This window comes from Kitasatospora kazusensis (genome assembly GCF_039529945.1).
Lineage (GTDB): Bacteria > Actinomycetota > Actinomycetes > Streptomycetales > Streptomycetaceae > Kitasatospora > Kitasatospora kazusensis.
The window spans coordinates 30993-55914 of the sequence record NZ_BAAANT010000015.1 but is presented as its reverse complement, the minus strand read 5'-3'; the positions used below and the strand labels follow the sequence as shown (position 1 = coordinate 55914).

General features: G+C 73.4%; 21 protein-coding genes, 1 tRNA gene, 1 pseudogene and 1 riboswitch. Of the genes and pseudogenes, 6 read left to right on the top strand and 17 right to left on the bottom strand.

Features of this window, described 5'->3' with window-relative positions:
• Positions 1–52: 52 nt before the first annotated feature.
• The 3 genes from ABD330_RS15315 to ABD330_RS15305 form a co-directional block, all read right to left on the bottom strand.
• A complete protein-coding gene (locus ABD330_RS15315; RefSeq protein ID WP_344465131.1) occupies positions 53–1615 on the bottom strand; it encodes a glycoside hydrolase family 18 protein in 1563 nt (520 codons plus the stop codon).
• Between the two features lie 263 nt (positions 1616–1878).
• Positions 1879–3249, bottom strand: a complete 1371-nt coding sequence (locus tag ABD330_RS15310; protein ID WP_344465306.1) for a sensor histidine kinase — start codon at positions 3247–3249, stop codon at positions 1879–1881.
• A 23-nt stretch (positions 3250–3272) separates the two neighbouring features.
• The gene (locus ABD330_RS15305; RefSeq protein WP_344465129.1) at positions 3273–3968 is read right to left on the bottom strand and encodes a response regulator transcription factor; all 696 of its coding nucleotides are present in this window, start codon (positions 3966–3968) and stop codon (positions 3273–3275) included.
• Between the two features lie 91 nt (positions 3969–4059).
• Between ABD330_RS15305 and ABD330_RS15300 the strand changes: the two genes are divergently transcribed.
• Positions 4060–4557, top strand: coding sequence for a hypothetical protein (locus ABD330_RS15300; RefSeq protein ID WP_344465127.1), 498 nt, complete (start codon positions 4060–4062; stop codon positions 4555–4557).
• Positions 4558–4758: 201 nt separating this feature from the next.
• Here ABD330_RS15300 and ABD330_RS15295 read toward each other — a convergent pair.
• Positions 4759–5283, bottom strand: a pseudogene (locus ABD330_RS15295) (VOC family protein); the annotation flags it as partial.
• 184 nt (positions 5284–5467) lie between these two features.
• On the opposite strand from ABD330_RS15295, the gene ABD330_RS15290 reads away from it, so the two are divergent.
• The gene (locus tag ABD330_RS15290) at positions 5468–5950 is read left to right on the top strand and encodes an Lrp/AsnC family transcriptional regulator (RefSeq protein ID WP_344465125.1); all 483 of its coding nucleotides are present in this window, start codon (positions 5468–5470) and stop codon (positions 5948–5950) included.
• Between the two features lie 25 nt (positions 5951–5975).
• Here the strand turns inward: ABD330_RS15290 and ABD330_RS15285 are convergent, their stop codons facing one another.
• The 7 genes from ABD330_RS15285 to ABD330_RS15255 form a co-directional block, all read right to left on the bottom strand.
• A complete protein-coding gene (locus ABD330_RS15285) occupies positions 5976–6782 on the bottom strand; it encodes a hypothetical protein (protein ID WP_344465123.1) in 807 nt (268 codons plus the stop codon).
• A gap of 34 nt (positions 6783–6816) precedes the next feature.
• Complete coding sequence (locus ABD330_RS15280) at positions 6817–7467, bottom strand: IclR family transcriptional regulator (protein WP_280716722.1); 651 nt, start codon at positions 7465–7467, stop codon at positions 6817–6819.
• Between the two features lie 343 nt (positions 7468–7810).
• Positions 7811–8218: a DUF2752 domain-containing protein gene (locus ABD330_RS15275; RefSeq protein WP_425555543.1), complete on the bottom strand. Its 408-nt coding sequence runs from the start codon at positions 8216–8218 to the stop codon at positions 7811–7813.
• A gap of 90 nt (positions 8219–8308) precedes the next feature.
• Positions 8309–8557, bottom strand: a complete 249-nt coding sequence (locus ABD330_RS15270) for a TM2 domain-containing protein (RefSeq protein WP_344465120.1) — start codon at positions 8555–8557, stop codon at positions 8309–8311.
• A 249-nt stretch (positions 8558–8806) separates the two neighbouring features.
• Positions 8807–10630: a DEAD/DEAH box helicase gene (locus ABD330_RS15265; RefSeq protein ID WP_344465302.1), complete on the bottom strand. Its 1824-nt coding sequence runs from the start codon at positions 10628–10630 to the stop codon at positions 8807–8809.
• A gap of 159 nt (positions 10631–10789) precedes the next feature.
• Positions 10790–11179, bottom strand: coding sequence for a type II toxin-antitoxin system death-on-curing family toxin (locus ABD330_RS15260; RefSeq protein WP_344465118.1), 390 nt, complete (start codon positions 11177–11179; stop codon positions 10790–10792).
• Entirely contained in the window at positions 11176–11301 is a 126-nt protein-coding gene (locus tag ABD330_RS15255) for a hypothetical protein (RefSeq protein ID WP_344465116.1), read from the bottom strand. Before ABD330_RS15255 ends, ABD330_RS15260 begins: the two co-directional genes overlap by 4 nt.
• Before the next feature lie 179 nt (positions 11302–11480).
• Between ABD330_RS15255 and ABD330_RS15250 the strand changes: the two genes are divergently transcribed.
• A complete protein-coding gene (locus ABD330_RS15250) occupies positions 11481–11912 on the top strand; it encodes an SsgA family sporulation/cell division regulator (RefSeq protein ID WP_344465114.1) in 432 nt (143 codons plus the stop codon).
• 18 nt (positions 11913–11930) lie between these two features.
• Here ABD330_RS15250 and ABD330_RS15245 read toward each other — a convergent pair whose 3' ends face one another.
• From ABD330_RS15245 to ABD330_RS15230, 4 genes are all read right to left on the bottom strand, one after another.
• Positions 11931–14456, bottom strand: a complete 2526-nt coding sequence (locus ABD330_RS15245; RefSeq protein WP_344465112.1) for a bifunctional lysylphosphatidylglycerol flippase/synthetase MprF — start codon at positions 14454–14456, stop codon at positions 11931–11933.
• The gene (locus ABD330_RS15240; RefSeq protein WP_344465110.1) at positions 14453–15772 is read right to left on the bottom strand and encodes an alpha/beta hydrolase-fold protein; all 1320 of its coding nucleotides are present in this window, start codon (positions 15770–15772) and stop codon (positions 14453–14455) included. Before ABD330_RS15240 ends, ABD330_RS15245 begins: the two co-directional genes overlap by 4 nt.
• Before the next feature lie 69 nt (positions 15773–15841).
• Positions 15842–16399 (bottom strand): class F sortase, encoded by a 558-nt coding sequence (locus ABD330_RS15235; protein WP_344465300.1) that lies wholly within the window; start codon positions 16397–16399, stop codon positions 15842–15844.
• 285 nt (positions 16400–16684) lie between these two features.
• Positions 16685–19267, bottom strand: a complete 2583-nt coding sequence (locus ABD330_RS15230) for a phosphatidylglycerol lysyltransferase domain-containing protein (protein WP_344465107.1) — start codon at positions 19265–19267, stop codon at positions 16685–16687.
• A gap of 435 nt (positions 19268–19702) precedes the next feature.
• Between ABD330_RS15230 and ABD330_RS15225 the strand changes: the two genes are divergently transcribed.
• A complete protein-coding gene (locus ABD330_RS15225; RefSeq protein WP_344465105.1) occupies positions 19703–20977 on the top strand; it encodes a polysaccharide deacetylase family protein in 1275 nt (424 codons plus the stop codon).
• Between the two features lie 15 nt (positions 20978–20992).
• Here the strand turns inward: ABD330_RS15225 and ABD330_RS15220 are convergent, their stop codons facing one another.
• Both ABD330_RS15220 and ABD330_RS15215 read right to left on the bottom strand, forming a co-directional pair.
• Positions 20993–22444, bottom strand: coding sequence for an MFS transporter (locus ABD330_RS15220; protein WP_344465103.1), 1452 nt, complete (start codon positions 22442–22444; stop codon positions 20993–20995).
• Between the two features lie 136 nt (positions 22445–22580).
• Positions 22581–22895: a DMT family transporter gene (locus tag ABD330_RS15215; protein WP_344465101.1), complete on the bottom strand. Its 315-nt coding sequence runs from the start codon at positions 22893–22895 to the stop codon at positions 22581–22583.
• A gap of 46 nt (positions 22896–22941) precedes the next feature.
• A riboswitch (guanidine-III (ykkC-III) riboswitch) is annotated at positions 22942–23002 on the bottom strand.
• A 269-nt stretch (positions 23003–23271) separates the two neighbouring features.
• On the opposite strand from ABD330_RS15215, the gene ABD330_RS15210 reads away from it, so the two are divergent.
• Together ABD330_RS15210 and ABD330_RS15205 are read left to right on the top strand one after the other, a co-directional pair.
• Positions 23272–23346, top strand: a tRNA-Cys gene (locus tag ABD330_RS15210).
• Between the two features lie 346 nt (positions 23347–23692).
• Positions 23693–24835, top strand: a complete 1143-nt coding sequence (locus ABD330_RS15205) for a serine hydrolase domain-containing protein (RefSeq protein WP_344465099.1) — start codon at positions 23693–23695, stop codon at positions 24833–24835.
• Positions 24836–24922: the final 87 nt, after the last annotated feature.

Genomic DNA, 24922 nt, shown 5'->3' with positions numbered 1-24922 from the left:
CCCCCGGCCCGTGAGCGGGGTCGGGGGCGGCGCTGTGGAACGTCCGGCCAGGTCAGCCGGTGTAGGCGCCGAAGGCCCGGGTGAAGGCCAGCGGCTGCTGGACGATGCTGCTGCAGGTCGCGTCGGCGTAGGTCTTGGCGCCCCCGTCGCAGGCCTTGTCGCGGGTACCGGACCACATGGCGAGCCAGGCCAGGTGCTCGGTGGCGGCGAAGCCGGCGAGCCGGGTGGCGTCGGCGACGGTGAAGACCTCGGAGGACACGTCGTTGACGCCGATCATCGGGGTGACGGCGACCTTCGCCCAGGCCGCGGCGTCACCGAGGCTGAGGACGCCCTTCAGCTGGGCCTGGGTGGCGGTGGCCGCGTCGATCGCGTAACCGCCCATCCGGCCGGCCGGGTCGGGGGCGACCCCGTCGCCGAAGTCCATCGCCATGATGTTGACGGCGCCGACGTCCACCCCGTTGCTCTTCGCGTTCGCGACCAGGTCGACGCCGTCCTGGGTGAGGCCGCTGGGCAGCGCGGGCAGGGTGAAGGAGACGTCCAGTGCCCGGCCCTTGCCGGCGGCGGTCCGCTGGAGCTGGGCGATGGCCTGGGCGCGGCGGGTGTCGGCGGCGGTGTCGGCGAGCGCGCCGCCCTCGATGTCGAAGTCGACCTTGGTGAGGCCGTACGCGTCGACGGCCTGCTGGTAGGCGGCCGCCAGGTCGGCGGCCGAGGAGCACACGGTGGCCAGCTCACTGCCGTTCGCGCCGCCGAAGGAGACCCGGACGTCGCCGCCGATCGCGCGCAGCGCGCCGATCTGCGCGGCGACCGCGTCGGCGGACAGGTCGCTGACACCGCCCCACTTGGGGACGCAGCCGCCGCCCGAGACCACGAAGGCGAGGGTGTAGTCCTTGACGCCGCTCGCCTTGGCGGTGCCGACCAGGTCGTACGCCGGGTAGAGCGAGGTGTCCACGTACGGGGCGAAGTGCGCGCCGCCGGCCGGATGGGGCGGCGGGACGGGGACGCTCGCGGTGGGGGTGGGGGTCGGCGGCGGGGTGGGCGGCGGGGTGGTCCGGCTCGCGGTCGGCGTCGGGGTCGCCGTGGGCGTCCGGGTCGGGGACGAGGACGGCGCGGGGCTGGGCGCGGCGGTGGTCGGACGGCCGGACGGGACGGGGGTCGGGCCGCTGCCGGCCTTGCAGGAGACGTTGTTGATCAGACAGTTGCCGGGCTCGGCCTGCGCCGCGCCCGACCCCTGGACGACGAAGCCGACGTCCACCGCCCGGCCGGCCTCGATCCGCTTGCTCCACGCCTCGGGCCTGACGGTGATGTGCTGACCGGAGGCGGTGAAGGTGGCGTTCCAGAGCGAGTCGATCTTCGCGCCGGCCGGCAGGTCGAAGCTGAGCGTCCAGTCCTCGATCGCCTTCGAGTCCGGGTTGGTCACCAGGTACTGACCCGTGTAACCGCCGCCCCAGCTGCTGGTCGCGGTGTAGACCGCCCCGAGCGAAGCCGCACTGGCGGAGGAGGCCAGCGCCACCACACCGCCCGCGACGATCGCGGCGGCGACCGCCGAGGCCCCGATGACCGCACCCTTACGACTGCGTCGGCGGTGCCCTGAACGTCGGGTGGAGTGGGTCGTCATAGTCGGCGTACCTCCGCGAAGTGACCGGTCCGACCGGGGCTCCGTGCCCCGGCTCCGCAGACGCTAGCCCCGCGACAGGCCCCGAACGGGGCCATCGACCAGCCGTACGCCTCCCTTAGGGATCACTTAAGGCACGCGGCCCACTCAGGGGCGCGAGGAACTGCGCGAGGCGGAAGGCACCGCACCGTCACTCCCGACTCGCGCAGTTCCCCACGCCCCTGGGCGGGCCCTACCCGAGCGGGTACCCGGGTGCGGCACCGTACCTACCTGCCGGGAAGGCCCCTGCGGCGGCGCGCCCCCCGCGGGGAGGTCCCGTCGGGGCGGGTGAGCAGGCGCAGGCGGAGCTCGGCGCCGCCGAGAACCGCGCTGCGGCCGAGTGCCAGGTCGCCGCCGGTGGCCTCGGCGAGCTTGCGGACGATGTCGAGGCCGAGGCCGGTGGAGCCCTCGCCGCCCTGGCCCTCGCCGCGCCGCAGGGCGGCGGCGGGGTCGGCGAACCCCGGTCCGGCGTCGCCGACCAGGACGATGACGGAGCTCTCGGTGGCCAGTACGTCGACGGAGAAGGCCGTGCCCATCGCGGTGTGCCGGAAGACGTTGCCGAGCAGCGCGTCGACGGCGGCGGCGAGGTCGCCGCGCTGTACGGGTACGGGGGCCGGGCCTTCCGCGCCGGCCAGCTGCCAGCGGCGGCCCTCGTCCTCGGCGAGGGCCGACCAGAACCCGGCCCGCTCGCGGATCACCTCCGCGGCGTCGCAGCCGATCGCCACCGCCGGGGCGTCGTCGGCGGTGCGGCGGGCCGAGCGGATGATCTGGTCGACCTCGCGCTCCAGTTGGGCGACGGCGTGCCGGGTGGCGTGGGCGGCGTCGCCCTCGCCGAGCGAGGCGGTGTTGAGGCGCAGCACGGTGAGCGGGGTGCGCAGCCGGTGCGAGAGGTCGGCGGCGAGTTCGCGTTCGGCGGCGAGGAGGTGGACGACCCGGTCGGCCATCGCGTTGAAGGCGTGGGCGGCCTCGCGGAGTTCGTCGGGGGCGCCGTCGGCCTGCCGGCCTTCGACCGGGACCCGGACGGCGAGGTTGCCGTTGCCGAGCGAGCGGGCGGCGGCGGCGAGCCGGCGGGCCGAGCCGACGATCCGGGCGCCCATCCGGTCGGCGACCAGGACGGAGATCGCCACCAGGGCGAGGGCGACCAGCGAGAGCACCAGCCAGGCCGTGCCGACGCCTCTGGTGAGGTCGCTCTCGGCGACGTACACCTCGACCACGGCGACCCGGCCGTCCTCCACCGCGAAGGGCTGGAGCAGCGCGAACCCGCCCGGCACGTGGACGGTGAACGAGCGCCCCTGACCGCCCGCGGTGGCGACCGCCGAGGCGTCGGCACGGGCCCGGCCGACCAGGCCGGCGGGCGGCGGCAGGTGGACGGCGATCCGTTCCTGGGCCCCGGCGTCGGTGCTGGCCAGCGCCTTGGCGATGGCGTCCTGGTCGGTGGTGATGGCGAGCGCCGGGCCGAGGGCGGCGGCCTGCCGCTCGGCGGCGGTGAAGGCCCGGTCGCGGGCGGTCTGCTGGACCATCAGGCCGAGCGGGATGAGGAAGGCCAGCGCGACCATCGTGGTGCCCGCGACGGCGGCCTTGATGAGCGCCCAGCGCAGCGGGTGCCCTCCCCCGGTCCGCCTCATGCCGGCTGGTCCGTCGGCGCTTCGAGACGGACGCCGACACCGCGCACGGTGTGCAGGTAACGGGGCTTGGAGGCGGTCTCGCCCATCTTGCGGCGCAGCCAGGAGAGGTGGACGTCGATGGTCTGGTCGCCGCCGTACGTCTGGCGCCAGACCTCGGCGAGGATCTCCCGGCGCGGGACGACGACGCCGGGCCGGGCCGCCAGGAAGGCGAGCAGGTCGAACTCACGGCGGGTCAGGTCGAGCGGGCGCCCGTCCAGTACGGCCTCGCGGCGCTGGGCGTCCACGGCGAGTCCGCCGACCCGCAGGACCTGCGGCACCGGCGCGCTGCCGCTGCCGAAGCGCCGCAGCACGGCGGCCATCCGGGCGGTCAGGTGCTCGACCGAGAACGGCTTGACGAGGTAGTCGTCGGCGCCGTCGTTGAGCAGCCGGACGATCTCGGCCTCGTCGTCCCGGGCGGTGGAGATGATCACCGGGACGTTGGTCAGCCCCCTGATCATCTTGAGCGCCTCGCTGCCGTCCAGGTCGGGCAGGCCGAGATCGAGGATCACCAGGTCGCAGCCGACCTGGGCGACCTCGCGGAGCGCCTCCAGCGCGGTGCCGACGCTGCGGACCGCGTGGCCGGACTCGGACAGGTGCCGGATGAGGGCGGAGCGTACGAAGGGGTCGTCCTCGACCACGAGCACTGTTGCCATGGCCCTGCACGGTACGCCATCCGGCTGAATTGGTCTGTACCTCGGGGGTCCGGATCCGCGACCTGTCCTGGTACGGCAGGATGTGCACGCGATGCGGAACGGACTGGTACAACTCGGCGCCTGGGCGGCGGCCACCGGGGCGGCGGTGCTGCTGTCCTGGCTCGGCGTGCACGCCGTGCTGAGCGACGCGTCCTCCGGGGAGCCCCGGACGCTGCGGCTGCCGGCGCCCCTGCCGTCCGCGAGCCCGCCCACGCCGGCGGCGCCCGCCACGGCGACCGGGAGCCCGGGCCCGCCGCCCTCGGCCCCGGCCGGCCCCGCCGCGTCGCCCACCCGGACCGCGAGCCGCAAGCCGGCCCCCACCGGGGCCACGTCCGTCCACAGCTACCTGGTCACCGGCGGCCGGGTCGCGCTGGACATGAAGCCGGACGAGGCCGACCTGGTCTCGGCGGCGCCCGACCCGGGCTGGCAGATGCAGGTCTGGCACGGGGACCAGTGGATGCGGCTCGACTTCTCCCAGGGCGACAGCACCAACTCGGTGTTCGTGACCTGGAACGGCCACCCGCCGCAGGTGCAGACCGTCGTCCGCTGAGCCGCTCCGCGGGGACTGCGCGGGGCGCGAGGCGGAAGGTGCAGCGCCGTCACTTCCGGCTTCGCGCAGTTCCCCGCGCCCCCAAAGGGTTGGCCCTACGCGTCCGGTGAACCCCGCGTCACTCCCGATTCGCGCAGTTCCCCGCGCCCCCAAGTCCGGTGAACCCCGCGGAGCGTGCGCGGCCCGCTAGGGCCGGCCCAGGACTTCCGGTGGCGGGGTGACGTAGCCCGGGAGGTAGCGGCCCGCGTAGGCGGTGCGTTCGACCAGGGTGTGCCGGCCCGTCCCGGCGGTGCCGATCACGGCGAGCACCACCGTGCCGTAGCGGTCGCTCAGTTCGTACGGCTCGGTGAGGGGGGCGGCGCCCCGGTCCACGGCGTAGTCGTACGCGGCGTAGGCGTCGGGCACCTCGACGGCGAGGTCGAGGATGCCGTCCCCGTGCTCGGCGACGTGCTCGGCGATCAGGCGGCCGTGCTCGGTGAGCACCTGGACCACCGAGGTGACGACGAAGCGGGCGCCGCCCGACTCCAGCACGTACGAGACGGTCTCGGGGTTGCCGGTCTCGGGGCCCGAGTAGGCGACGCAGTTCAGGGCCAGTGCCACGGCGTAGTGGTACGCCGTCCGGCGGGCGTCGGCGACGGCCAGCACCACCGCGTCGGTGCGCCGCGCGGGGAGTGGGCCGAACCCGTCCGGGTGAGTGACAAGCGGCTCCGCGAAGACATCGGTCAAGAGAACCTCCCCGGGTCTGGGACCCCGTGGCGCGGTGTGGGGGCCCGGGCCACGGGGTTGTGGAGGGAGCGTGGCGTCCCGCACATCGATGCGCAACTGTTCCGTTTCCTCCTGGGCAAGCTGCGCGGCCGGGCCGGAAAATAGCAGTCCCAGCTGGACAGGTTGCCCATCGGACGGAGCCGCAGTGCACTCCCTGAACGACAGCATCGACGCGCTCGACGGAAAGTTGATCAGACTCCTGAGCGACGAGCCCCGGATCGGGGTGCTGGAGTGCTCGCGCCGGCTCCAGGTCGCCCGGGGCACGGTGCAGGCGCGGCTGGACCGCCTCCAGACCAAGGGGGTGATCGGCGGTTTCGGGCCGCAGGTGGATCCGGCGGCGCTCGGCTACCCCGTGACGGCGTTCGCGACCCTGGAGATCTCGCAGGGGCAGGGGGTGGACGTCCGGGCGCACCTGTCCTCGGTGCCGGAGGTACTGGAGCTGCACACCATCACCGGCCAGGGGGACATGCTGGTGCGGATCGTGGCCCGCTCCAACGCGGACCTGCAGCGGGTGATCGACCGGGTGGTCGGCTTCGACGGGATCGTCCGCGCCTCCACGGCGATCGCCTTGGAGAACCCGGTGCCCTACCGGGTCCTGCCGCTGGTGGAGCAGGCCGCCGGGGAGTAGCGCGGGGCCGTCAGCAGCTGGCCCGTCAGCAGCTGGGGACGGGGCCGCCGCTCTTCAGCGCCGTCAGCGCGGCGACCGAGTCGGCGAGCGTGGTCACGGGGACCAGCCGCAGCCCGGCGGGGGTGTTCACCTTGGCGTCCGAGCACTCGCCCTTGGGGACCAGGAAGACCGTCGCGCCGTCCCTGGACGCCGCCCGGGTCTTCAGCGGGACGCCGCCGACCGCGCCGATGTTGCCCTGGTCGTCGATGGTTCCGGTGCCGGCGATCACCTTGCCGCCGGACAGGTCGCCGCCCTTGCCGTCGCCGGCCAGCCGGTCGATGATCCCGAGCGCGATCAGCTGGCCCGCGCTGGGGCCGCCGATGTCACCGAGGTCGACCGTCACCTTGACCTGGCTGGGCGAGAGGTGGAGGTAGCCGAGCGCCGCGACGGTGGCGCTGTCCTGGGACTGCGTCATCTGCTCGGCGGTCACCTGCTGGGCCTTGGCCGGGTCGGTCTGCGGGTAGACCGCCTCGGACGGCAGTACGGCCTCGTTCGGGTTGCCCCAGGCCCCCAGTGCCGTCAGGAGGCTGGTCCGCTCGCCCGGGTTGGTCGCCGAGATGGTGACCATCCGCAGCTGTCCCTCGGTCTGCCGGGTCGGTGCGCCGGTGACGGTGAGGACCTGCCTGCCCTGGTACGTGCCGAGGACGTCCGCCGTGGAGCCCGGCCAGGTGAGCGTGTAGGGCAGCGGCGCGAAGGCCGCCACCGCGAACAGCGAGCCGACCAGCACACCGCAGAGCGCGAGCGCGCGGGCCTTCGGGGCGGTCAGGGCGGGGGGCAGCTTCAGATCGGGCACACCGGCATCCAAACACACCGGGGCGCCGCCGGCCTCAGCGCAGCGCGTCGGCCACCTCGGTCGCGGCCTCCACCACCCGGGGGCCCACCCGCTCGGGCACCAGCCCGTTCAGCATCACCACGCCGACGCTGCCCTCGATCCCGCTGAGGCCGAGCAGCGCGGCCGCCGCACCGCTCGCGCCGGACTGCTCCTCCGCGCGGGTGATGACGAAGCCCTGCTCGGGCCGGCGCTGGCCGGGGAAGGCCCGCGCCTCCAGGATCGCCCGGCCGGCCGCGCTCTCCTCCAGGGGGTGGCGCAGACCGGTCCGGTACGCGACGTGGAAGTCCGTCCAGCTGGGCTCGACCACGGCGACGGCGAGCGCCTCGGCACCGTCCACCAGCGTGAGGTGGGCGGTCGCGCCGAGGTCCTCGGCGAGGCTGCGCAGGGCGGGCAGCGCGGCCTCGCGCAGCAGCGGGTGCACCCGGTGGGCGAGCCGGAGCACGCCCAGGCCGACCCGGGCCCGGCCGCCGATGTCGCGGCGGACCAGGCCGTGCTGCTCCAGGGTGGCCAGCAGCCGGTAGACGACGGTGCGGTTGACGGCGAGCCGGGCCGCCAGCTCGGTGACGGTCAGGCCGCGTTCGGAGTCGGCGAGGAGTTTGAGGACACGTACGCCTCGGTCCAGGGTCTGGGAGGTCTCGGCAGTCACGACGCGCTTTCCTTTCTGCGGCGGTCACCGGCGACGCCGGGGCATGCCGGGGCCGGGACAGGGGTGACGCGCGCAGGAGGGGTGGCTGCGAGGGCTTCTCGGCTCGGGGTGGGGGCGCGAGAGAGCGTGGGGTGAAGGTAGTGAAGGAGGGGCTCCCGGCGGAAGTAGTTGTCCAAAATTCGGGTTGGATCGATGCCATTCCGTGCCGAAAAAATGGACAAAAGAGGCATATTCCAGCGCTGACACGAATACCAGTTCGAATAAATTCCGGAGTCCGGACACCGGCCCCGGCCCGGACTCGGTCAGCGGGGCGGCCGGCGGCGCAGCGGCCGACAACGGCGGGTCAGAGGAGGTTGCGGCCGATCGTCCAGGCCGCGGCGATCCCGAGCACCACGGCGATCCCGCGCGGGCTCAGCTCCAGCCGCCGGCGGCGCCCGGCCAGCCCGTGCCGCAGCCAGTCGAGGTAGAGCGCGGCGAGCAGCGGGAGCGCCATCAGGAGCGCGGCGTTGTCGTGCCAGGCCGCCGTGAGGTGGCCGTGCAGCAGGTCGTACGCCATCCGGGTGCCGCCGCAGCCCGGGCACTGCAGGCCGGTCAGCCGCCGCCACGGGCAGAACGGCAGTGCCTGCCCGGGCAGGTGCGGGTCGCGGCTCCAGAGGTAGCCGGCGCCCGCCACCCCGGCGGCGAGCAGCCCCAGCGGGCCGGCGGCGGTCCGTACGCGGTTCGGCAGCCGTAGCCACAGCCGGTCCCGCAGCCGGCCCGGGAGGGAAACGCGGACACCCCCGCCCCGGGTGACGTCACCGGGGCGGGGGTCGACTCGCGGAGTGCGCGACAGGGGCACTGATCAGCCGCGGAGCTTGCGGCCCTGGGCGTCGGTGCGGGTGTCGCTGGTCAGGAACAGGATGCCGTCGATGAGGGCCCAGAAGCCCATACCGCCGCAGGTGACCAGCTGCGCGATGCCCATGCCGATGTGGCCGGTGTAGAAACGGCCGACACCGAAGCCGCCGAGGAAGATCTGCAGCAGACCGGCGGTGACCTTCGACTTGTCGGACAGCTCGGGGGCGGGGGCGGCGGCGTTGACGGGGTAGGACACGGTGGTGCACTCCTTGTGACGGCATGTCGAATCGCGAGACGTGTCGCCTCGGCGTTCAGGGGGTGCCTGATGTGCGCCACCCGGAGAGCCGCGGGCGCCATGGCATGCGGAACAGTAGCGGATGATCACACCGCACGTCTGCACGAATTCCTTGCCGCCGGCTGAACCCACGGCGAAGCCCGGGTCCGGCCGGTCCGGGGCGGGTGGGCGTTCACCGCCGGGACCGGCCGGGCCGGGTACGAACAGCCGTCAGCTGTTCGCCCACTCACGAATCTTGGCGATCCTGGCCTTCAGCTGGTTGGCCGTCGCCTGCGCGGTGAGCGGGCCGCCGCACTGGCGGCGCAGCTCGTTGTGGACGGTGCCGTGCGGCTGGTTGGTGCGGTGATGCCAGGCGGCGACCAGCGCGTTCAGCTCCTTGCGCAGGTCGCGCAGCTCCTGGTGGGTGACCACCGGGCGCTGGTCGGCGGGGAGTTCGAGCAGGTCCGCCTCCTCGGCGGGCTTGGACCTGCTGCGCTGGATCTGCCGGGTCTGGCGCTTCTGCAGCAGCATCTGCACCTGGTCCGGCTCCAGCAGGCCCGGGATGCCGAGGTAGTCGTTCTCCTCCTCGCTGCCCGGGTGCGCCTGCATGCCGAATTCCATGGCGTTGTAGAGCACCCGGTCGAACACCGCGTCCGAGCCGAGCGCCTCGTAACTGAGCTCGTCGCCGCCCGCGCCGTCCGGGCCGTCGTTGGCGCGCTCGGCCTCGGCGAGCAGCCGGTCCTCCTCGTCGAAGAGGCCCTCGCCCTCCTTCTTCGGCCGGTCGAGGACGTGGTCGCGCTGGAGCTCCATCTCGTTGGCGAAGCTGAGCAGCATCGGTACGGACGGCAGGAAGACGGACGCCGTCTCGCCGCGCTTGCGGGCCCGGACGAAGCGGCCGACGGCCTGCGCGAAGAACAGCGGGGTGGAGATCGAGGTGGCGTACACCCCGACGGCGAGCCGGGGGACGTCGACGCCCTCGGACACCATCCGGACGGCGACCATCCAGCGCGAGTCCCCCTCGGCGAAGTCGGTGATCCGCTGCGAGGCCTCGGTCTCGTCGGAGAGCACGACGGTGGCGCCCTGGCCGGTGATCTCGCGGATCATCTTGGCGTAGGCGCGGGCGGCGTTCTGGTCGGTGGCGATGACGAGGCCGCCGGCGTCCGGGATCGCCTTGCGGACCTCGGTGAGCCGCTTGTCGGCGGCCCGCAGCACGTTCGGGATCCACTCGCCCTGCGGGGCCAGCGCGGTGCGCCAGGCCTGGGCGATCAGGTCCTTGGTCATCGGCTCGCCGAGGCGGGCCTCCAGCTCGTCGCCGGACTTGGTGCGCCAGCGCATGTTGCCGCTGTAGGACAGGAAGATCACCGGGCGCACGACGTGGTCGGCGAGGGCGTGCCCGTAGCCGTAGGTGTAGTCGGCGACCGACTTGCGGATGCCGTCGCTGCCCGCCTCGTAGGAGACGAACGGGATCGGGTTGGTGTCCGAGCGGAACGGCGTACCGGTCAGCGCCAGGCGCCGGACGGCCGGCTCGAAGGCCTCGGCGCAGGCCTCGCCCCAGGACTTGGAGTCACCGGCGTGGTGGATCTCGTCCATGATCACGAGGGTCTTGCGGGCCTCGGTGCGGTTGCGGTGCAGCATCGGGTTCACGCCGACGCCCGCGTAGGTGACCACGATGCCGTGGTAGTCCTTCGAGAGCGGACCCGAGGAGTACGCCGGGTCGAGCCGGATGCCTATCCTGGCCGCCGCCTCGGCCCACTGCTTCTTCAGGTGCTCGGTCGGCGCGACGACGGTGATCTGCTGGACCAGGTGGTTGTGCAGCAGGTACGAGGCCAGGGTGAGCGCGAAGGTGGTCTTGCCTGCACCCGGGGTCGCGACCGCGAGGAAGTCGCGGGGCTGCTTCTCGATGTACCGGTCCAGCGCACCCTGCTGCCAGGCCCGGAGCTTGCCCGCGGTGCCCCAGGGGGCACGGCCGGGGAAGGCCGGGGACAGGTGGTGCGAGGGCGCTGCGGCGGCGCGTACGGCGGCGTGCGGGTCGGCATCCGAGAACAGCGGAGCCATCGGGGAAGCGGCGGCAGTACTCACGGTCTCCGAGTGGGATCGTCGCAGGTCAGGGCCGCAGAAGGGGCCCCGCCCCACGGTCGGGCGGCGGTCGGACAACCCGCCTAGCCTACCGGGCCGGGCCCCTGACCGACGCCCGACACGGTGGCTGGGACCCCCTCAGCCCGGCGTGTCGTGCAGCGCCCGCAGGCCCGCCGAGATCACCGGAATCTCCCGGATCTCCCCCGTCGCCACACCGATGACCAGGCACTCCGCGGCATCGATGTCCGGGCGCAGCTCGACCCCGCGAAGTGCCAGGAACGTCACACAGGAAAGCCACGCGGTCCGCTTGTTCCCGTCGACCAGCGGATGGTTGACCAGCAGCGACTGGAGCAGCGCGGCGGCCTGCCCGAACACGTCGGGGTAGGCGGGCTGCCCCAGCATCTCGGCGCCGGGCCGGTGGGCGGCGGACTCCAGCAGCCCGAGGTCCCGGACGATCACCGGCGCGCCCTCGCAGGCGTACCCGGAGACCGTCAGTACGTCCTCGGCCGACAGGTGGCGGGCGCTCACTTGAGCCGGTCCATCAGCTCGCGCCAGGTGTCGCCGAGGCGGTCGGCGGTCTCGCGCAGAAGCGCCTGGTGGGCGGCGTGCTCGTGGTCGGCCCGGCTCGGGTCCTGGGGGTCGGTGGTCATGGAGCGGAGGGTACGCGGAGCCATCCGGCGTGCGCACCGGGTTATCGGGTGACCGGGACCACGCGACAGCAGCCGGAAAGCGGGTAAGAGTCCGGCCGGATCCGACTCTCAAGCTGCGAGAGCACCGTCCGGCGCAGCAGCCACAGGTGCCGCACGGCACCAGCACAGGAGGAAACCGCATGCCCGCAGCACTCGTGGAGCAGACCGTCCAGGCCGACCTGATCCTGTCCACCCGGCGGTGCGCGCTGCTGCGGGTCTCGCTGCGGTACCGGGCGGCCGACCCGTTCGCCGTCCGGATGGGCTTTCCGGCCGAGTACTCGCTGGACGCGGAGACCGCGGCCGGGCCCGGGGCGGAGGTCGAGTGGGTCTTCGCCCGGCAGCTGCTCGCCACCGGGCTCGACCTGCCGTCCGGCCTGGGGGACGTCCACGTCCGCCCGGCGCACGGCCGGCACACCATGGTCGAACTGCGGGCGGCGGACGGGGTGGCCCTGCTGCGCTTCGACGAGCGCGAGCTGCGGCGCTTCCTCCGGCACAGCTACCTGGCCGTACCGGAGGGCGACGAACTCCTGCACGTCGACGCCGACCGGGCCCTCGCCCAGCTCCTCGGCTAGCGCATGCGGGGCCGGCCGTCAGGACGAGAGCTTCCTCATCAGCCGGACCCCCTGGGCGGGGGTCAGGTGCGGGAGGTAGGCCTTGCCGATCGCGCGGGTGATGCTGGGGAGCGCGGCCGGGTCGGGGTAGACCATGTACATCGGCCGGTACTCGGGCTGGAACTTGGCCTTGAAGGCGAGCAGCGAGCGGAAGCCGTAGACCGGCTCCAGCACCTTGCCCATCCAGTCGAGCATCCGCTGCAGCGCCGTGGGCGGCTCGCCCCGGTCCGAGCGGGCCAGCGGTGCGCCGGAGAGGCTGAGGAAGCGCGCGCCCTCCTCCTTGAAGCCGAGGGCCGCCGAGGCGATCAGGAACTCCATCACCCCGCGGAACCCATCGGCCCGGCGCCGCATGAAGTCGAGGGTCCAGCCGACCGGCTCGCCGTTCTCGTAGACCGGCATCCAGCTGGTCAGCCCGTGCACCGTCCGCTCGGCGTCCACGGCGACCAGCACCCGGACGGCCGGGTCGTCCAGCTCCGCCAGCCCGCCGAGGGTGAACCCCATCTCGGGCAGGCCCTTGTCGGAGACCCACTCCTCCGAGATGGAGCGGATCTGGTCCTTGATCGCGATCGGCGCGTCCGGGTAGCTCCACCACTCGGCGGTGATGCCCTGCTTGGCCGCCTTGTTCAGCGAGGTCCGGATGTCCTGCCACTTCTTCCCGGTGAAGGCGAGGTCGGGCAGCGGCACCACGGTGTCCTCGGCGACCTGCAGCGAGCGCCAGCCGAGCGCGTCGGCCGCGCTGCGGGTGGCGGGCGTGACGCTGTAGAAGCAGGGCGTCCAGCCGCGCTCGTCGCAGTACCGGGCGAACCCGCCGACCGCCCGCTGCCGGGCGGCCGGCTCGCCGAACGGGTCGCCGGTGGTGAGCGCGACCGTCGCGATCACCCGGTACGGGACGGCGGCCTCGCCCGCCTCGTCGAACCAGTAGTGGTTGCCGTCCCAGGTGCTGATGAAGGAGAGCGTCGAGCCGCCGTACCGGGTGAGCAGCGTCCGGGCCCGGGCCGCGGCCTCGGCGTCCACGTGCACCACCGGGCGGCGGAAGGCGAGCAGCAGCGCGACGAGCGTGACGGCCCAGAAGACCACGCCGCAGTAGATCTCCAGGGCCTGCGCCGTCCCGCCCACCGCGATCGGGTAGCCGGGCAGCAGGTCGCTGTAGGCGGGCGGCAGCAGCTCGGAGGGCAGCCCGGCGAACAGCCGGGCCAGCGTGGTGGCCGGCTCGTACTGGTCGCGGACCAGCCAGCCGATCCCGACGTACGCACCGCAGGCGAGCAGCAGCGTGCCGCCGATGACGGCGGCCAGCCGACGGGTGTCGCGGCGCCGCAGCCGCTGGTCGAAGCGGCGGCGCGACACCAGCAGCAGCACCAGCATCAGGACCGGCAGCAGCAGGGACTCGCCGATCAGCTCGTAGAGGTAGGAGACGCCGCCGCTGGTCGCGAAGTCGTGGTAGTTCAGGACGAGCAGCCAGCAGAGCACCCCGATCCAGAGCAGCTCGGTGACGGCGGTGATCCACCAGGCGATCCGCAGCCCGCGCCGCAGGCCCTCGGCCAGCACCAGCAGCAGGACGGGGACCAGGGCGGCCATCAGCCGGCCCGGGGAGTCGAAGAACCGGACCACGGAGTGCACCCGGGCGCAGGACTGGACGGAGTCGTCGCAGGCGAGCGCGATCTCGTCGGCGGACGGGACGTGCGAGAAGTAGAGGTCGCCGAGCGTGTTGAAGGGGCCGTTGGCGTCGTGGTACAGCGAGGCGACCAGCGGGCCGAGCGCGGTGGCGACCAGGCAGAGCGCGACCAGCACCCGGGTCTCGGTGTGCGACACGGGGTGCGGACGGGCCGGGCGGCGGCGCTGCAGCAGCGCGCCGACGGCGAGCCCCACCAGCACCCCGGCCATCCGCTGGACGCTCTGCAGGTGGCCGATGTAGAGCATCATCACCAGCGGGACGAGCACCACCAGCAGCCGCAGCCGGCGCCGCCAGAGCACGGTCAGCCGGAAGCTCAGCACGGCGGCGAGCGCGAAGCCGCCGACGGCGGGGCCGATCGAGATCTGGTCCTGGATCTCCTGGGTCCAGCCGAGGTCCGCGGCGATGCCGAGCCGCACGACGCCGGTGCCGAGCAGCGTGCCGAGCACCTGCCCGGCGAGCAGCACGACGGCGCTGAGCCGGGTGCCGAGCCGCTGCTCGGCCGCCGTTCCGATCACCAGCAGCAGCAGCGTGGTGGCGACGTACGAGCCGATGCCGGAGCACCAGAGCAGCGAGCTGACCGGCGTCCACCAGCGGCCCGCGTCCAGGCTGGACAGGCCGACGCCGACCTGCTCCAGCAACTGCTGGGACGGGCCCTGGCCGATACTGCGGGTCACACCGCCGATGGTCCAGAGCGCCGCGATCAGCGTCAGGGTGAGCGGCGCGGCACGCAGCTGCGCGGTGAGCGGGGCCAGCGCGCGCAGCCAGCGGTGCCAGCCGCGCTCGGGCCGCGGGGTGATCGGGACGGACGCGGCCGCCGTGATGGTCTCGGTCACCGGATCATCCCCGTCTGCTGCGCCAGCCAGGTCAGGTTGTCGCCCAGGCCGGCCCGGAAGGTGTGCCAGTCGTGGCCGCCCGGCACGGTGTTCGCCTTGGCCTTCATCCCGGCCTTGAGGGCCGCCGCGAAGACCTTCACCTGCGCCGGGCCGTACTCCTTGTCGCTCGCGCCCACCACGAAGGCGGCGGCGGTGTCGGGGAAGCGCTGCCGGGCCAGCACGTGCAGCGGGTCGACGGCGTCGAAGGCCGCCTCGTCGCCGCCGAAGGCCGCGTTCACGGTCATGGCGTGGCTGCCGAGGGTCGGCTCGTCCTGTCCGGAGATGTCGAGGAAGGAGCCGTAGACCTGGGGCGCGTTGACGGCGAGCTGGAGGGCGCAGGTGCCGCCGAGCGACAGCCCGCCGATCGACCAGGCGGTGCGTCCGGCGGCGGTCTGCAGGTGGGCGTGGACCCAGTCGGGGACGTCCTGGGCCAGGAAGGTCTGCGACTTGGCGATCCGTGAGTCCATGCAGAGCGGGTTGTTCCAGGGGCCCCCGGTCTGGTCGGCGACCACCACCACCGGGGCGAGGCCGTCGTGGGCGGCCGCGAAGCCGTCCAGCTGGGCCTGGAGCCCGCCGGAGTTGACCCAGTCGGCGGGCTCGCCCGGCTGCCCGGGCAGCAGGACCAGCACGGGCAGCAGCGGGCGCGGGGTGGCCTGGTAGGCGGGCGGCAGGTAGATGTACGCGTCGCGGGACTTGAACCCGGACTTGGTGCCGGGTATCGGCGCGGTGGAGATGGTGCCCTTGGCGGGCAGCCCGGCGGGCCGGTGCCACACCTCGGCGAGCACCCGGCCGGGCGGGACGGTGACGGTGGCCGCGGCGGGCGTGCTGCTCAGCTTGGCGGCCGGGTTGATCCAGGGGGCGAGCAGCACCCGGAACGTCGGGTACTGGTCGAAGTACCGGTTGACCTGCGAGGAGGACATCAGCAGCACCAGCAGGGCGGCCAGCACGACGGCGCCGCGGCCGCGCCGGCGGCCGGCGGGCAGCCGGAAGGCCGCCAGGCAGAAGCCGAGCAGGGCGACGCCGATCCAGTAGACGACCTTGCGCGGCAGGCTGTCCGGGAAGGGCTGCCACCAGTCGTCGACGGCGACCGGGACGAGCGCGGTGAGCCCGGCGGCCAGCACCAGGGCCGCCGGGAGGCGGCGGGTCCACCAGTGCGGGGCCCGGGAGACCGCGAGGGCCAGCAGGGCGGCGCAGCCGACCGCGAGGACCGCGTACGGAACCACCCCGTGGGTCAGCGGCCAGTCGAGCGGATTCCACGCCGCTATCGGCCGGCTCATCGTGCTCCTTCGTACATGTCGTTCACACATCTCGGCAGGTCGGTGCAGAAAGGGCGGGGCGGCGGCCGGTCAGCCGGAGACACCACGCACCAGGTGGGCGAAGACCACGACGTTGCCGTCGTAGCCGTTCTGCTCGGTGAAGCCCCCGCCGCAGGTGATGATCCGCAGCTGGGAACCGGGGGCCGGGCCGTAGACCTTCGCGTCGGGGAAGTCCTTCTTGCGGTAGACCTCGACCGCGTCGACCGCGAAGAACGCGGAGCCGCGGTCCGCGCCGGCGACCTCCAGCTGGTCGCCCTTGCGGAGGGTACCGAGCCGGTAGAAGACGGCGGGTCCCCGCCGGGTATCGACGTGTCCGGCCATCACGGCGGTTCCGCGCTGGCCCGGGGTGACACCGCCCCGGTACCAGCCGGCCAGGTTGCGGTCGGTGTCGGAGGGCGGTTCCAGCTGCCCTCCCCCGTCCAGGCCGAGCCCGGTGACGGGGGCGTCGACCTGGAGCACCGGGATCCTGATCCGGGTCGGGACGGCCCTGGGGCGCGGCGGGGCGAACACCTCGCTGCCGGGGGATCCCCCGAACGCCTGGTCCGCCGTCGGCGCCGGGGGCAGCCGGTGGCCGCCGTCCTGCAGCATCCAGGCGCCGAGCACCAGGGCCGCACCGGCCGCCAACGTGCCCGGCCAGGGGCTCCTGCCGTCCTGCCCGCCCACCCGTCGTCCCCTCTGCTCGGCCCGGCCGGTGCCGTCCGGCCTCGGCCCGGGCGCTGTTGCGGCCCCGGCCCGGCGTCAAGACCGACCGGTTCAAGACCGACCGGTCCGAGACACACTCGCACCAGTGAACCGTCAAGATCGTCGGCAGGCATCCGCAACCGGGTGGAGTTCTGCCCCGCCGATCGGCTGGACGACGGCGATGACCGCAGGTCAGCCGACCGGCGGGGGATCCGCCCCGGGGACCGGCCCGGCCTGCACCGAACGGGTGGCCGCCCGCCCCCGCCGGAGCGAGCCGACACTGGGCAGCCGGGGCCGGGTCAGGAACCCCTCCGCCAGCCCGTTGGCGACCGCGATGGCGGGCAGCTCGGAGGACTTCTCGTACAGCACGAAGCGCGGCTCCCAGCTCGGCTGGTACTTGGCGTTGGCCCGGTACAGCGACTCCAGCTGCCACCAGCGGGAGAGGAACCGCAGCACCGAGCGGGTCAGCCGCAGCACCGGCCCGGCCCCGATCCGGGCGCCCTGCTCGAAGACGTACCGGAACATCGCGAAGTTCAGCGAGACCCGGGCGAGCACGAGCTCGCCCGCCTTGGCGCGCAGCAGCAGCTCGGTGACCAGGAACTCCACCAGCCCGTTGTCCGACTCCCGGTCACGGCGCATCAGGTCGAGCGAGAGTCCGTGCGCGCCCCACGGCACGAAGCTCAGCAGCGCGCAGGTCCGGTCGTTCTCGTCCCGGCACTCGGCCATCAGGCAGTCCCCGTCGGCCGGGTCGCCGAGCCGTCCGAGCGCCATCGAGAAGCCGCGCTCGGTGCGCCCGTGCCGCCAGGCGTCGGCGAGCCGGACCAGTTCGGCGAGCTCGTCCTCCGGGATGTCGCGATGGCGCCGGAGCACCGCGCGGTACCCGGCCTTGCCGACCCGGTGGTACGTCTGGCGCAGGGTGCGCATCGAGCGGCCCTCCAGGCTGAAGCCGTCCGTCTCGACCACCGCCTCGTCACCGATCTGCAGCGCCCGCAGCCCGGACCGCCGGTACGCCGTGCCGGCCTGCTCGCCCGCGCCCGTGACGGCCGGGATCCAGGCATGGTCGCGGACCTGCCGGCGCCAGACCTCGATCGCCTGCGGCCACGCCTCCGGATCCCCGACCGGGTCGCCGGAGGCCAGCGCGACACCGTTCACCACCCGGTGCAGCACCGCGGCCTTGCCCGACGGCGACCAGCAGACCGACTTGTCGCGGCGCAACGCGAAGTAGCCGAGCGAGTCCCGGGCGCCGTGCCGGTCCAGCAGCGCGCGCAGCCGCCGCTCGTCCTCCGGCTCCAGGTGCACCAGGGCACGTACCGAGCGGAAGAACACCCGGACGGTGAGCAGCAGCAGCGCGGCGCCGAGGACGTTGAGCGTCAGGTCGACCCAGCCGGCCACGTCGATGGGGGTGTACTCGACGATCCCGGACAGGGTGACCAGCCGGAACAGCACGTAGGCGGCGGCCTGCCGCCAGCCCGGCGGGGTGCCGGGGTAGCTGAGCCGGACCAGCGCCGCGCCGAGGGCGGTGAGCGCGGCCGTACCGAGCACCAGCACGGCGAGGCCGAGCACCACGTTGCCGCGGCCGCCCTTGACGTGGAAGGCGGGCCGGCCGATCAGCAGCACCGCCAGCAGGGCGACGGTGAGCGCCGCCGACACCCAGTTGAACGGGTGCGCGCGGTCCTCGGGCAGCACCACCAGGGCGAGCAGGAAGAGCCCCGCGTACACCGCGACGACGGCGACCGAGACGATCCAGGCGGCCCGCTTGCGGCGGCGCAGCATCACCGCGAGCAGCCCGGCGAAGAGCGCGGCGGTGAAACCCGCGGTCATCAGGACGGGGGTGAAGAACTCACCGCTGTTGGCACGGTTGACCTGGTCCCGGAAGGGTTCGACCAGCCCGGCGACCAGGTTGAGCAGCGCCGCGATCCGCAGGTACCACTCGGCGAGGACGGCGCAGCGGGCCCGCCACCCGGGCAGCGGCGGCGGCACGTACGGCTCCGGTGCCGGCTCCGGCGGCGGGGGTTCGAGCGGGACGGGCTCCTCGACCAGGTCGGGGGCGCCCGCGAGCACGTTGTAGACCGAGGACTTGAACGCGACCAGGCGTTGGTGGATCCGGGCGTCCCGGCGCTCCGCGCGGGCCAGCCGCTTGGGGCGCGAGCGGTAGCGCCAGCGCGCCCACGGGCTCTTCGGGCGGGCCAGCCGGACGGCGCCGACCGCCGCGAGCGGCCAGACCATCACACCGAGCAGGCCGGTCCAGATCTTGCCCTTGAACAGGCTCACCACCACCAGGAGCAGCAGCACGCCCGCGCCGACCAGCTGGCCGGACGTCAGCCCGCCCTTGAAGCCGCCGAACGGCAGCTCGCCGAGCAGCAGCAGGCCGATCACCGCCACCACCAGGATCACCGCGTCCACCGACTTGCGGCCCTGCTCGCTCCAGTAGACGTCCTTCAGGTGCAGCACGAGCGCGAACTCGTCCAGCACCAGCCCGCAGCCGATGCCGAACCCGACGGCCAGCACCTCGCGCAGCACCCCGCCCGCACCCCGGACGGCGAACGCGCCGACCCCGCAGAGCACCATCAGCGCCTGGCCGAACACCACGTGGTGGATGTGCAGTCCGCCCGGGGTGACGTTGCCCGGCCACCAGCTGGTGCCACGCCGGATCATCCGGACGCTGAAGCGGATGAACAGGAAGGAGGCGATCAACCCGACCAGCAGCAGGAACAGCGGCTGCCGGCCGGTGTCGACGATCCGCTCCCGGTACGCGTCGAGCACCGACTGCCACATGACGGGACGGACACCTCCGGGCTGGTTTCGGGGCGGGGGCGGCGACTGCCCTCAGCTGACGCCGGATCAGTCCGGGCCGCCAGCCGACGGCCCGGCCAGTACGCCGAACGGTCGCGCGACACCCGCACGGGAGTGTGGCCACCCGCCATCCGGCCTGTCATACCGGGCCCGCTCCCGTCCATCATGCGATGCTTTGCCCCAATTCAAACCGTTCGACGAATCATCAGACTTTCCGCCCGGCCTGCCACCGGCCCCGCACGGATCCCGCACCGGACCCCGTGCCAGACCCCGTACCGGCCTTCGACCGGCCGCCCCACGGCCCTTCGGAACGGTTCCGGACCCGGCACCGCACCTCGCCGCAGCACCGCACCGCACACCGCCGGGCCCCTCCCACGGCACGGGCACTCGCACGTCCCTCCAGGAACGGATGTGACCATGGACGCTCTCTCCCGCCGGACACTGCTGTCCGCCGGAGCCGCCACGGCGGCCGCCCTCGCCACCGGCTGCGGCACCACCCGCGGCAGCCAGGGCGAGCAGGCCGCCCCGCCCGCCGCCACCGCACCGCCCCGCGCCGCCGCACCGTCCCCCGTCCCCAAGCCGCCCGCCACCCTGATCGGCGACGGCTCGACCTCCGACACCGGCCCGCAACCGAACCAGCCCAAGCCCGTACGGCTCCAGGCCGGCGAACGGCCCCCGCAGTTCGTGGTCTTCTCCTGGGACGGCGCCGGCGAGCTGGACAACCGGCTGTTCAGCCGGTTCCGGCAGCTCGCCAGGGAGCACAACGCGTCGATGACGTTCTTCCTGAGCGGCATCTACACGCTGCCCGAGTCGAAGAAGGACCTCTACCACCCGCCGCAGCACCGGGTCGGCGCCAGCGACATCGACTACCTGAGCGACCAGCACGTGCACGCCACCCTCCAGCAGATCGGCGCGGCCTGGCTCGACGGGCACGAGATCGGCACCCACTTCAACGGGCACTTCTGCGGCTCCAACGGGGTCGGCAGGTGGTCCCCGGACGAGTGGGACAGCGAGATCGAGCAGGCGGTGTCCTTCGTCACCAACTGGAAGACCAACACCGGCTTCACCGACCTGCCCGCGCTGCCCTTCGACTACCGCAAGGAGCTGATCGGCGCCCGCACCCCCTGCCTGGAAGGCCAGCGCGCCCTGCTGCCGACGGCGGCCGCACGCGGCTGGAAGTACGACAGCAGCGGCCCCGGCGGGCTCCAGGTGTGGCCGCAGAAGTTCCAGGGCGGCGCGCTGTGGGACTTCCCGCTGCAGTCGATCCCGTTCCCCGGGCACAGCTTCCAGGTGCTGTCGATGGACTACAACATCATGTACAACCAGTCCGGCAGCAACACCAAGGCCGACCCGGCCAAGCGGGCCGCCTGGCGGCAACAGGCCCGCGACTCGTACCTGGCGGGCTTCGACCGGGCGTACCGCACCAACCGGGCGCCGTTCTACATCGGCAACCACTTCGAGCAGTGGAACGGCGGCATCTACATGGACGCCGTCGAGGCGGCGATGGCCGAGATCGCCGGGCACCCCGAGGTCAAGCTGGTGTCGTTCCGTCAGCTGGTGCAGTGGCTGGAGGTGCAGGACCCGGCCGTGCTGCGCAAGCTCCAGGGACTGGGCCCCGGCGAGGCGCCGGCCGGCGGCTGGGACGGCCTGCTCGGCACCGCGGCCTCAGCCGCGTCCCCGGGTACCTCCTGACACCCGGCTACCTCCTCACGCCCGGGTACGTCCAGAGACCCGGGTACGTCCAGAGATCAGCGCGCCGAGGAGCGCGACCCCCGCCATCACCAGGAAGATCACCGCGAACGCGGCCGCCGGCACCGACCCGCCGCCGGCCGCAGCCACCGCCGAACCCCCGCCCAGGCCCGCGAACAGCACCCCCGCCAGGCCGATCAGCAGCACGTTGCCGAGCGCGTCGCTCATCTGCAGCGAGGCCGAGTTCAGCCCGGCCTCCTCGGGTGCGGACAGCTTCATCATCAGCACGCTGATGCTCGCCACCGCCAGGCCCATGCCGACCCCGCCGACCGCCCAGGCCGCCGCCGCCAGCCAGACCGGCGCGGCGGGGATCAGCACCAGCGCGGCGCCGGCTATCGCCACGGCGGTCAGCACGAACCCGGACCGGATCAGCGCCTCACGGTGCCGCTCCGCCGCCGGCCGGCCCTGCAGCCAGGAACCCAGCGCCCAGGACAGGCCGCCACTGGTCAGGGTCAGCCCCGCCATGGTCGGCGACAGACCCCGCCGGGTCACCATCATCAGCGGGATGAACGCCTCGGCCGCGAAGAACGCGCCCGCCGCGACCCCGCGCAGCAGGATCACCGTGGGCAGCCCGCGCGCCGCCCGCAGGGTCCCCGGCGGCAGCAGCCGCACCACGGCCGGCAGCAGCAGGCCCGCACCCGCCACCGCCGGGACCAGCCCGAGCAGGTCCAGCCGCTGCCCGGCGTACTGGAGCAGGCCCGCGCCGAGCGCGGCCGTCGCCGCCAGCCCGGTCCGCCCGCGGTCCACCGCCACACCGACGGCGCTCGGCTGCGCCCTCTCGGACCGGCGTAGCGCCGGGCCCATCACCACGAGCGGCAGCAGGACCAGCACGGGTACGGCGAGGAACACCCAGCGCCAGCCGAGGTGCTGGGTGACGGCACCGGACACCACCGGCCCGACGATGGAGGGCAGCACCCAGGCCGCCGAGAACGCCGCGAACACCGACGGGCGCAGCCGCTCGGGGAAGGCCCGCCCGACCACCACGTACAGCGCGACGATCACCAGCCCGCCGCCGAGCCCCTGGACCGCCCGGCCCGCGACGAACAACCACATGTCCACCGCCGTCCCCGCCACCACCAGCCCCGCCGCGAACACCGCGATCCCGGTGAACAGCGGCGCCATCGGCCCGCGCCGGTCGCACCACTGCCCGGAGACCACCAGGGCGAAGAGCGTGCTGGTGAAGTAGCCGGAGAACGCGAACGCGTACAACCCGAGCCCGTCCAGCTGCCGGGCCGCCACCGGCATCGCGGTGTTCACCGCCGTCGCCTCGAAGGCCAGCAGCAGCACCACCGAGACGATCCCCAGCGTGAGCGCCCGGTACGGGCCGCTGAGTACGCCGCCGCTCTCCCCGGGGTCGGCGGGCGGCGGCTCGGGGGCGTGGTCGACCGAGGTGGGGGAGGCTGTGGTCATGCGTCTCATGGTAAGGCCCTAGGGGCCGATTGACTCCTGACCTGCAGACGGAGGCGCCTCGCCCTTCCGGCCTAGGACCCCGGGGCCGGCGTGGGCCGGACGCGGGCCGGAGCCGGGGTGGGCCCGGCCGGGCTCCTCAATGCAGCACCTTGAGCCCCACCACACCGCCGAGGATCAGCGTCAGGCAGGTGATCCGGGCCGCCGTCACCGGGTCACCCGTCGCCGCCATTCCGTAGATCGCGGTACCGATCGCCCCGATCCCGACCCACACCGCGTAGCCGGTACCGAGCGGGATGCTCCGCATCGCGTACGCCAGCCCGCCCAGGCTGAGCACGAGCGCCACACCGAAGACCAGGCTGGGCACCAGCCGCGAGAACCCCTTGGACGATTCCAGGGCGACCGCCCACACCGTCTCCAGCACACCGGCGACGATCAGCACGACCCAGGCCATGACGGACACTCCTCCGCAGTAGTTCGCGGCAGGGCTGCCGCTGTGTACTGCGCCGTCTTGTCCTACCGGGTACGACGCGCTCGTCCGGGGTGATCGCTCACCTGCCTTCCAAGCTAGCACGCCACGACACACAGAATTCATATCCGGATATTGACGCACCCCTCCCCGCGCCGCATAAGATGAATTCATCAGCACGGCGGGCCGCCCGAAGCGGACGCCACGACGACAGGAGCAGGCCATGAACAGGAAGACGGTGGCCCACGCGGTGCCCCGCACCTGTGCCGCTCCCCGCTGTTGTCGGGCTTGCGACGCTTCCTGTTGCTCCCCCTGCTGCGCCTGAGGCCTTCTGACGCCTCGCCACCTCGCTCCACCCCACGGCCGTGTGCCCGAGTGGCTTAGGGAACCGCCTGCAAAGCGGTTTACACGGGTTCGATTCCCGTCATGGCCTCCACGCCCCATCCCTCGAATTCCCGGACGGCGATCAATTCGCCGCCCGGGAATTCCGCATTCCATTTCCCCGGACCACTTTCCTTCGCACCGCCGATATACGTGCCGCCGGGTGTCCGCTCCGGCTGTGCCGGTACCGCCGTCGACGGTCCAAGGCCGGGCGGACGGGCCGGCCCGGTGTTCTCCACGCTGCGGCGACGCCGTCACCGCTCCCCTACCCCGCCGGAGTGACTCTCTCCCCCGCACGGGTGAGACGCTGATTCACCGTCACCGGCGATCCCCCGCAGGCGCCGGGCGGGCAGGATCTTCCTTGTCGAGAACAGAGATCACCTCGGAAGGACCGATCACCCATGAGCCGCTCCACCACCCGCCTGGCCACCGTCCTGCTCGCCGCCGCGACGCTCGTCCCGCTGGCCGGACCGGCCTTCGCCGGCACCGCCGGTACCGCCAACGGCGCGGGCGCCGACCGGACGGCCCTGCAGCACGCGCTGGACCAGGCGGTGGCCGACGGCATCCCGGGCGTGATCGCCGAGGTCCGCGACGGCAACGGCACCTGGCGCGGCACCAGCGGCGTGGCCGACCTCGGCGACGGCAGGCGGGCCACCGCCGCGGACCGGTTCCGGGTCGGCAGCGTGACCAAGAGCTTCGTCTCCACGGTCGTCCTGCAACTGGTCGCCGAGGGCAGGCTCGGCCTGGACGACCCGATCGAGCGCGACCTGCCCGGTGTGCTCGCCGACGGCCGGAACATAACGGTCCGTCAGCTGCTCAACCACACCAGCGGCCTCTACGACTACCTCAACGTGGTGCTGTCCCAGCCCGACCCGATCCGGACCGCCCGGACGGCCACCTACACCCCGCAGCAGCTGATCGCCCTCTCCGCCGCCCACGGCCCGCAGTTCGCCCCCGGCACCTCCTGGGCGTACTCCAACACCAACTACGTCGTCCTGGGGCTCATGGTCGAACACCTCACCGGACGCCCCCTCGGCGAGGAGATCACCCGGCGGATCATCCACCCGCTCCACCTGCGGAACACCTCGTTCCCGACCACCGCCCACCTCTCCGGTCCGCACCTGGACGGCTACGAGTGGCTCGACGGCCCGGCCGCCGCACCGACCGACCTCACCGAGTTCAGCCCCTCCGCGGTCTGGGGCGCCGGAACCATGATCTCCACCGCCGACGACCTCAACCGCTTCTACCGCGCCCTCTTCGGCGGCTCGCTGCTCCCGTCCGGACTGCTGGCACAGATGCGCACCCCGCACCCGATCGACAGCGACGGCCGCGCCTACGGCCTGGGCCTGGAGAGCCGCACCTACTGCGCCGGCACCCCCGCCTGGGGCCACAGCGGCAGCGTCGCCGGCTACGAGACCTTCAGCTTCACCACCGCCGACGGCGCCCGCCAGATCACCCTCTCGCTCAACCGCAACCTCACCGCCTCCCCCGCCGCGAACGACACCATCAACCAGATCCTCACCCTGGGACTCTGCAAGAAGTGACGCCCGCTCAGACCGGTGGCCCGGTCACGTCGGCTCCACCGACGTGACCGGGCCACCGGTCGTCCTGCTGCTTCCCTACGGAATCGG

Bases quoted from the DNA above. Each gene is read 5' to 3' on its own strand.
- ABD330_RS15300 (WP_344465127.1), top strand. From the start codon at position 4,060: ATGCGGAACGGACTGGTACAACTCGGCGCCTGGGCGGCGGCCACCGGG.
- ABD330_RS15235 (WP_344465300.1), bottom strand. From the start codon at position 16,399: ATGCTGCAGGACGGCGGCCACCGGCTGCCCCCGGCGCCGACGGCGGAC.
- ABD330_RS15215 (WP_344465101.1), bottom strand. From the start codon at position 22,895: ATGGCCTGGGTCGTGCTGATCGTCGCCGGTGTGCTGGAGACGGTGTGG.
- ABD330_RS15305 (WP_344465129.1), bottom strand. From the start codon at position 3,968: ATGGCAACAGTGCTCGTGGTCGAGGACGACCCCTTCGTACGCTCCGCC.
- ABD330_RS15240 (WP_344465110.1), bottom strand. From the start codon at position 15,772: ATGAGCCGGCCGATAGCGGCGTGGAATCCGCTCGACTGGCCGCTGACC.
- ABD330_RS15205 (WP_344465099.1), top strand. From the start codon at position 23,693: ATGAGCCGCTCCACCACCCGCCTGGCCACCGTCCTGCTCGCCGCCGCG.
- ABD330_RS15255 (WP_344465116.1), bottom strand. From the start codon at position 11,301: ATGACCACCGACCCCCAGGACCCGAGCCGGGCCGACCACGAGCACGCC.
- ABD330_RS15220 (WP_344465103.1), bottom strand. From the start codon at position 22,444: ATGACCACAGCCTCCCCCACCTCGGTCGACCACGCCCCCGAGCCGCCG.
- ABD330_RS15225 (WP_344465105.1), top strand. From the start codon at position 19,703: ATGGACGCTCTCTCCCGCCGGACACTGCTGTCCGCCGGAGCCGCCACG.
- ABD330_RS15315 (WP_344465131.1), bottom strand. From the start codon at position 1,615: ATGACGACCCACTCCACCCGACGTTCAGGGCACCGCCGACGCAGTCGT.
- ABD330_RS15265 (WP_344465302.1), bottom strand. From the start codon at position 10,630: ATGGCTCCGCTGTTCTCGGATGCCGACCCGCACGCCGCCGTACGCGCC.
- ABD330_RS15250 (WP_344465114.1), top strand. From the start codon at position 11,481: ATGCCCGCAGCACTCGTGGAGCAGACCGTCCAGGCCGACCTGATCCTG.
- ABD330_RS15230 (WP_344465107.1), bottom strand. From the start codon at position 19,267: ATGTGGCAGTCGGTGCTCGACGCGTACCGGGAGCGGATCGTCGACACC.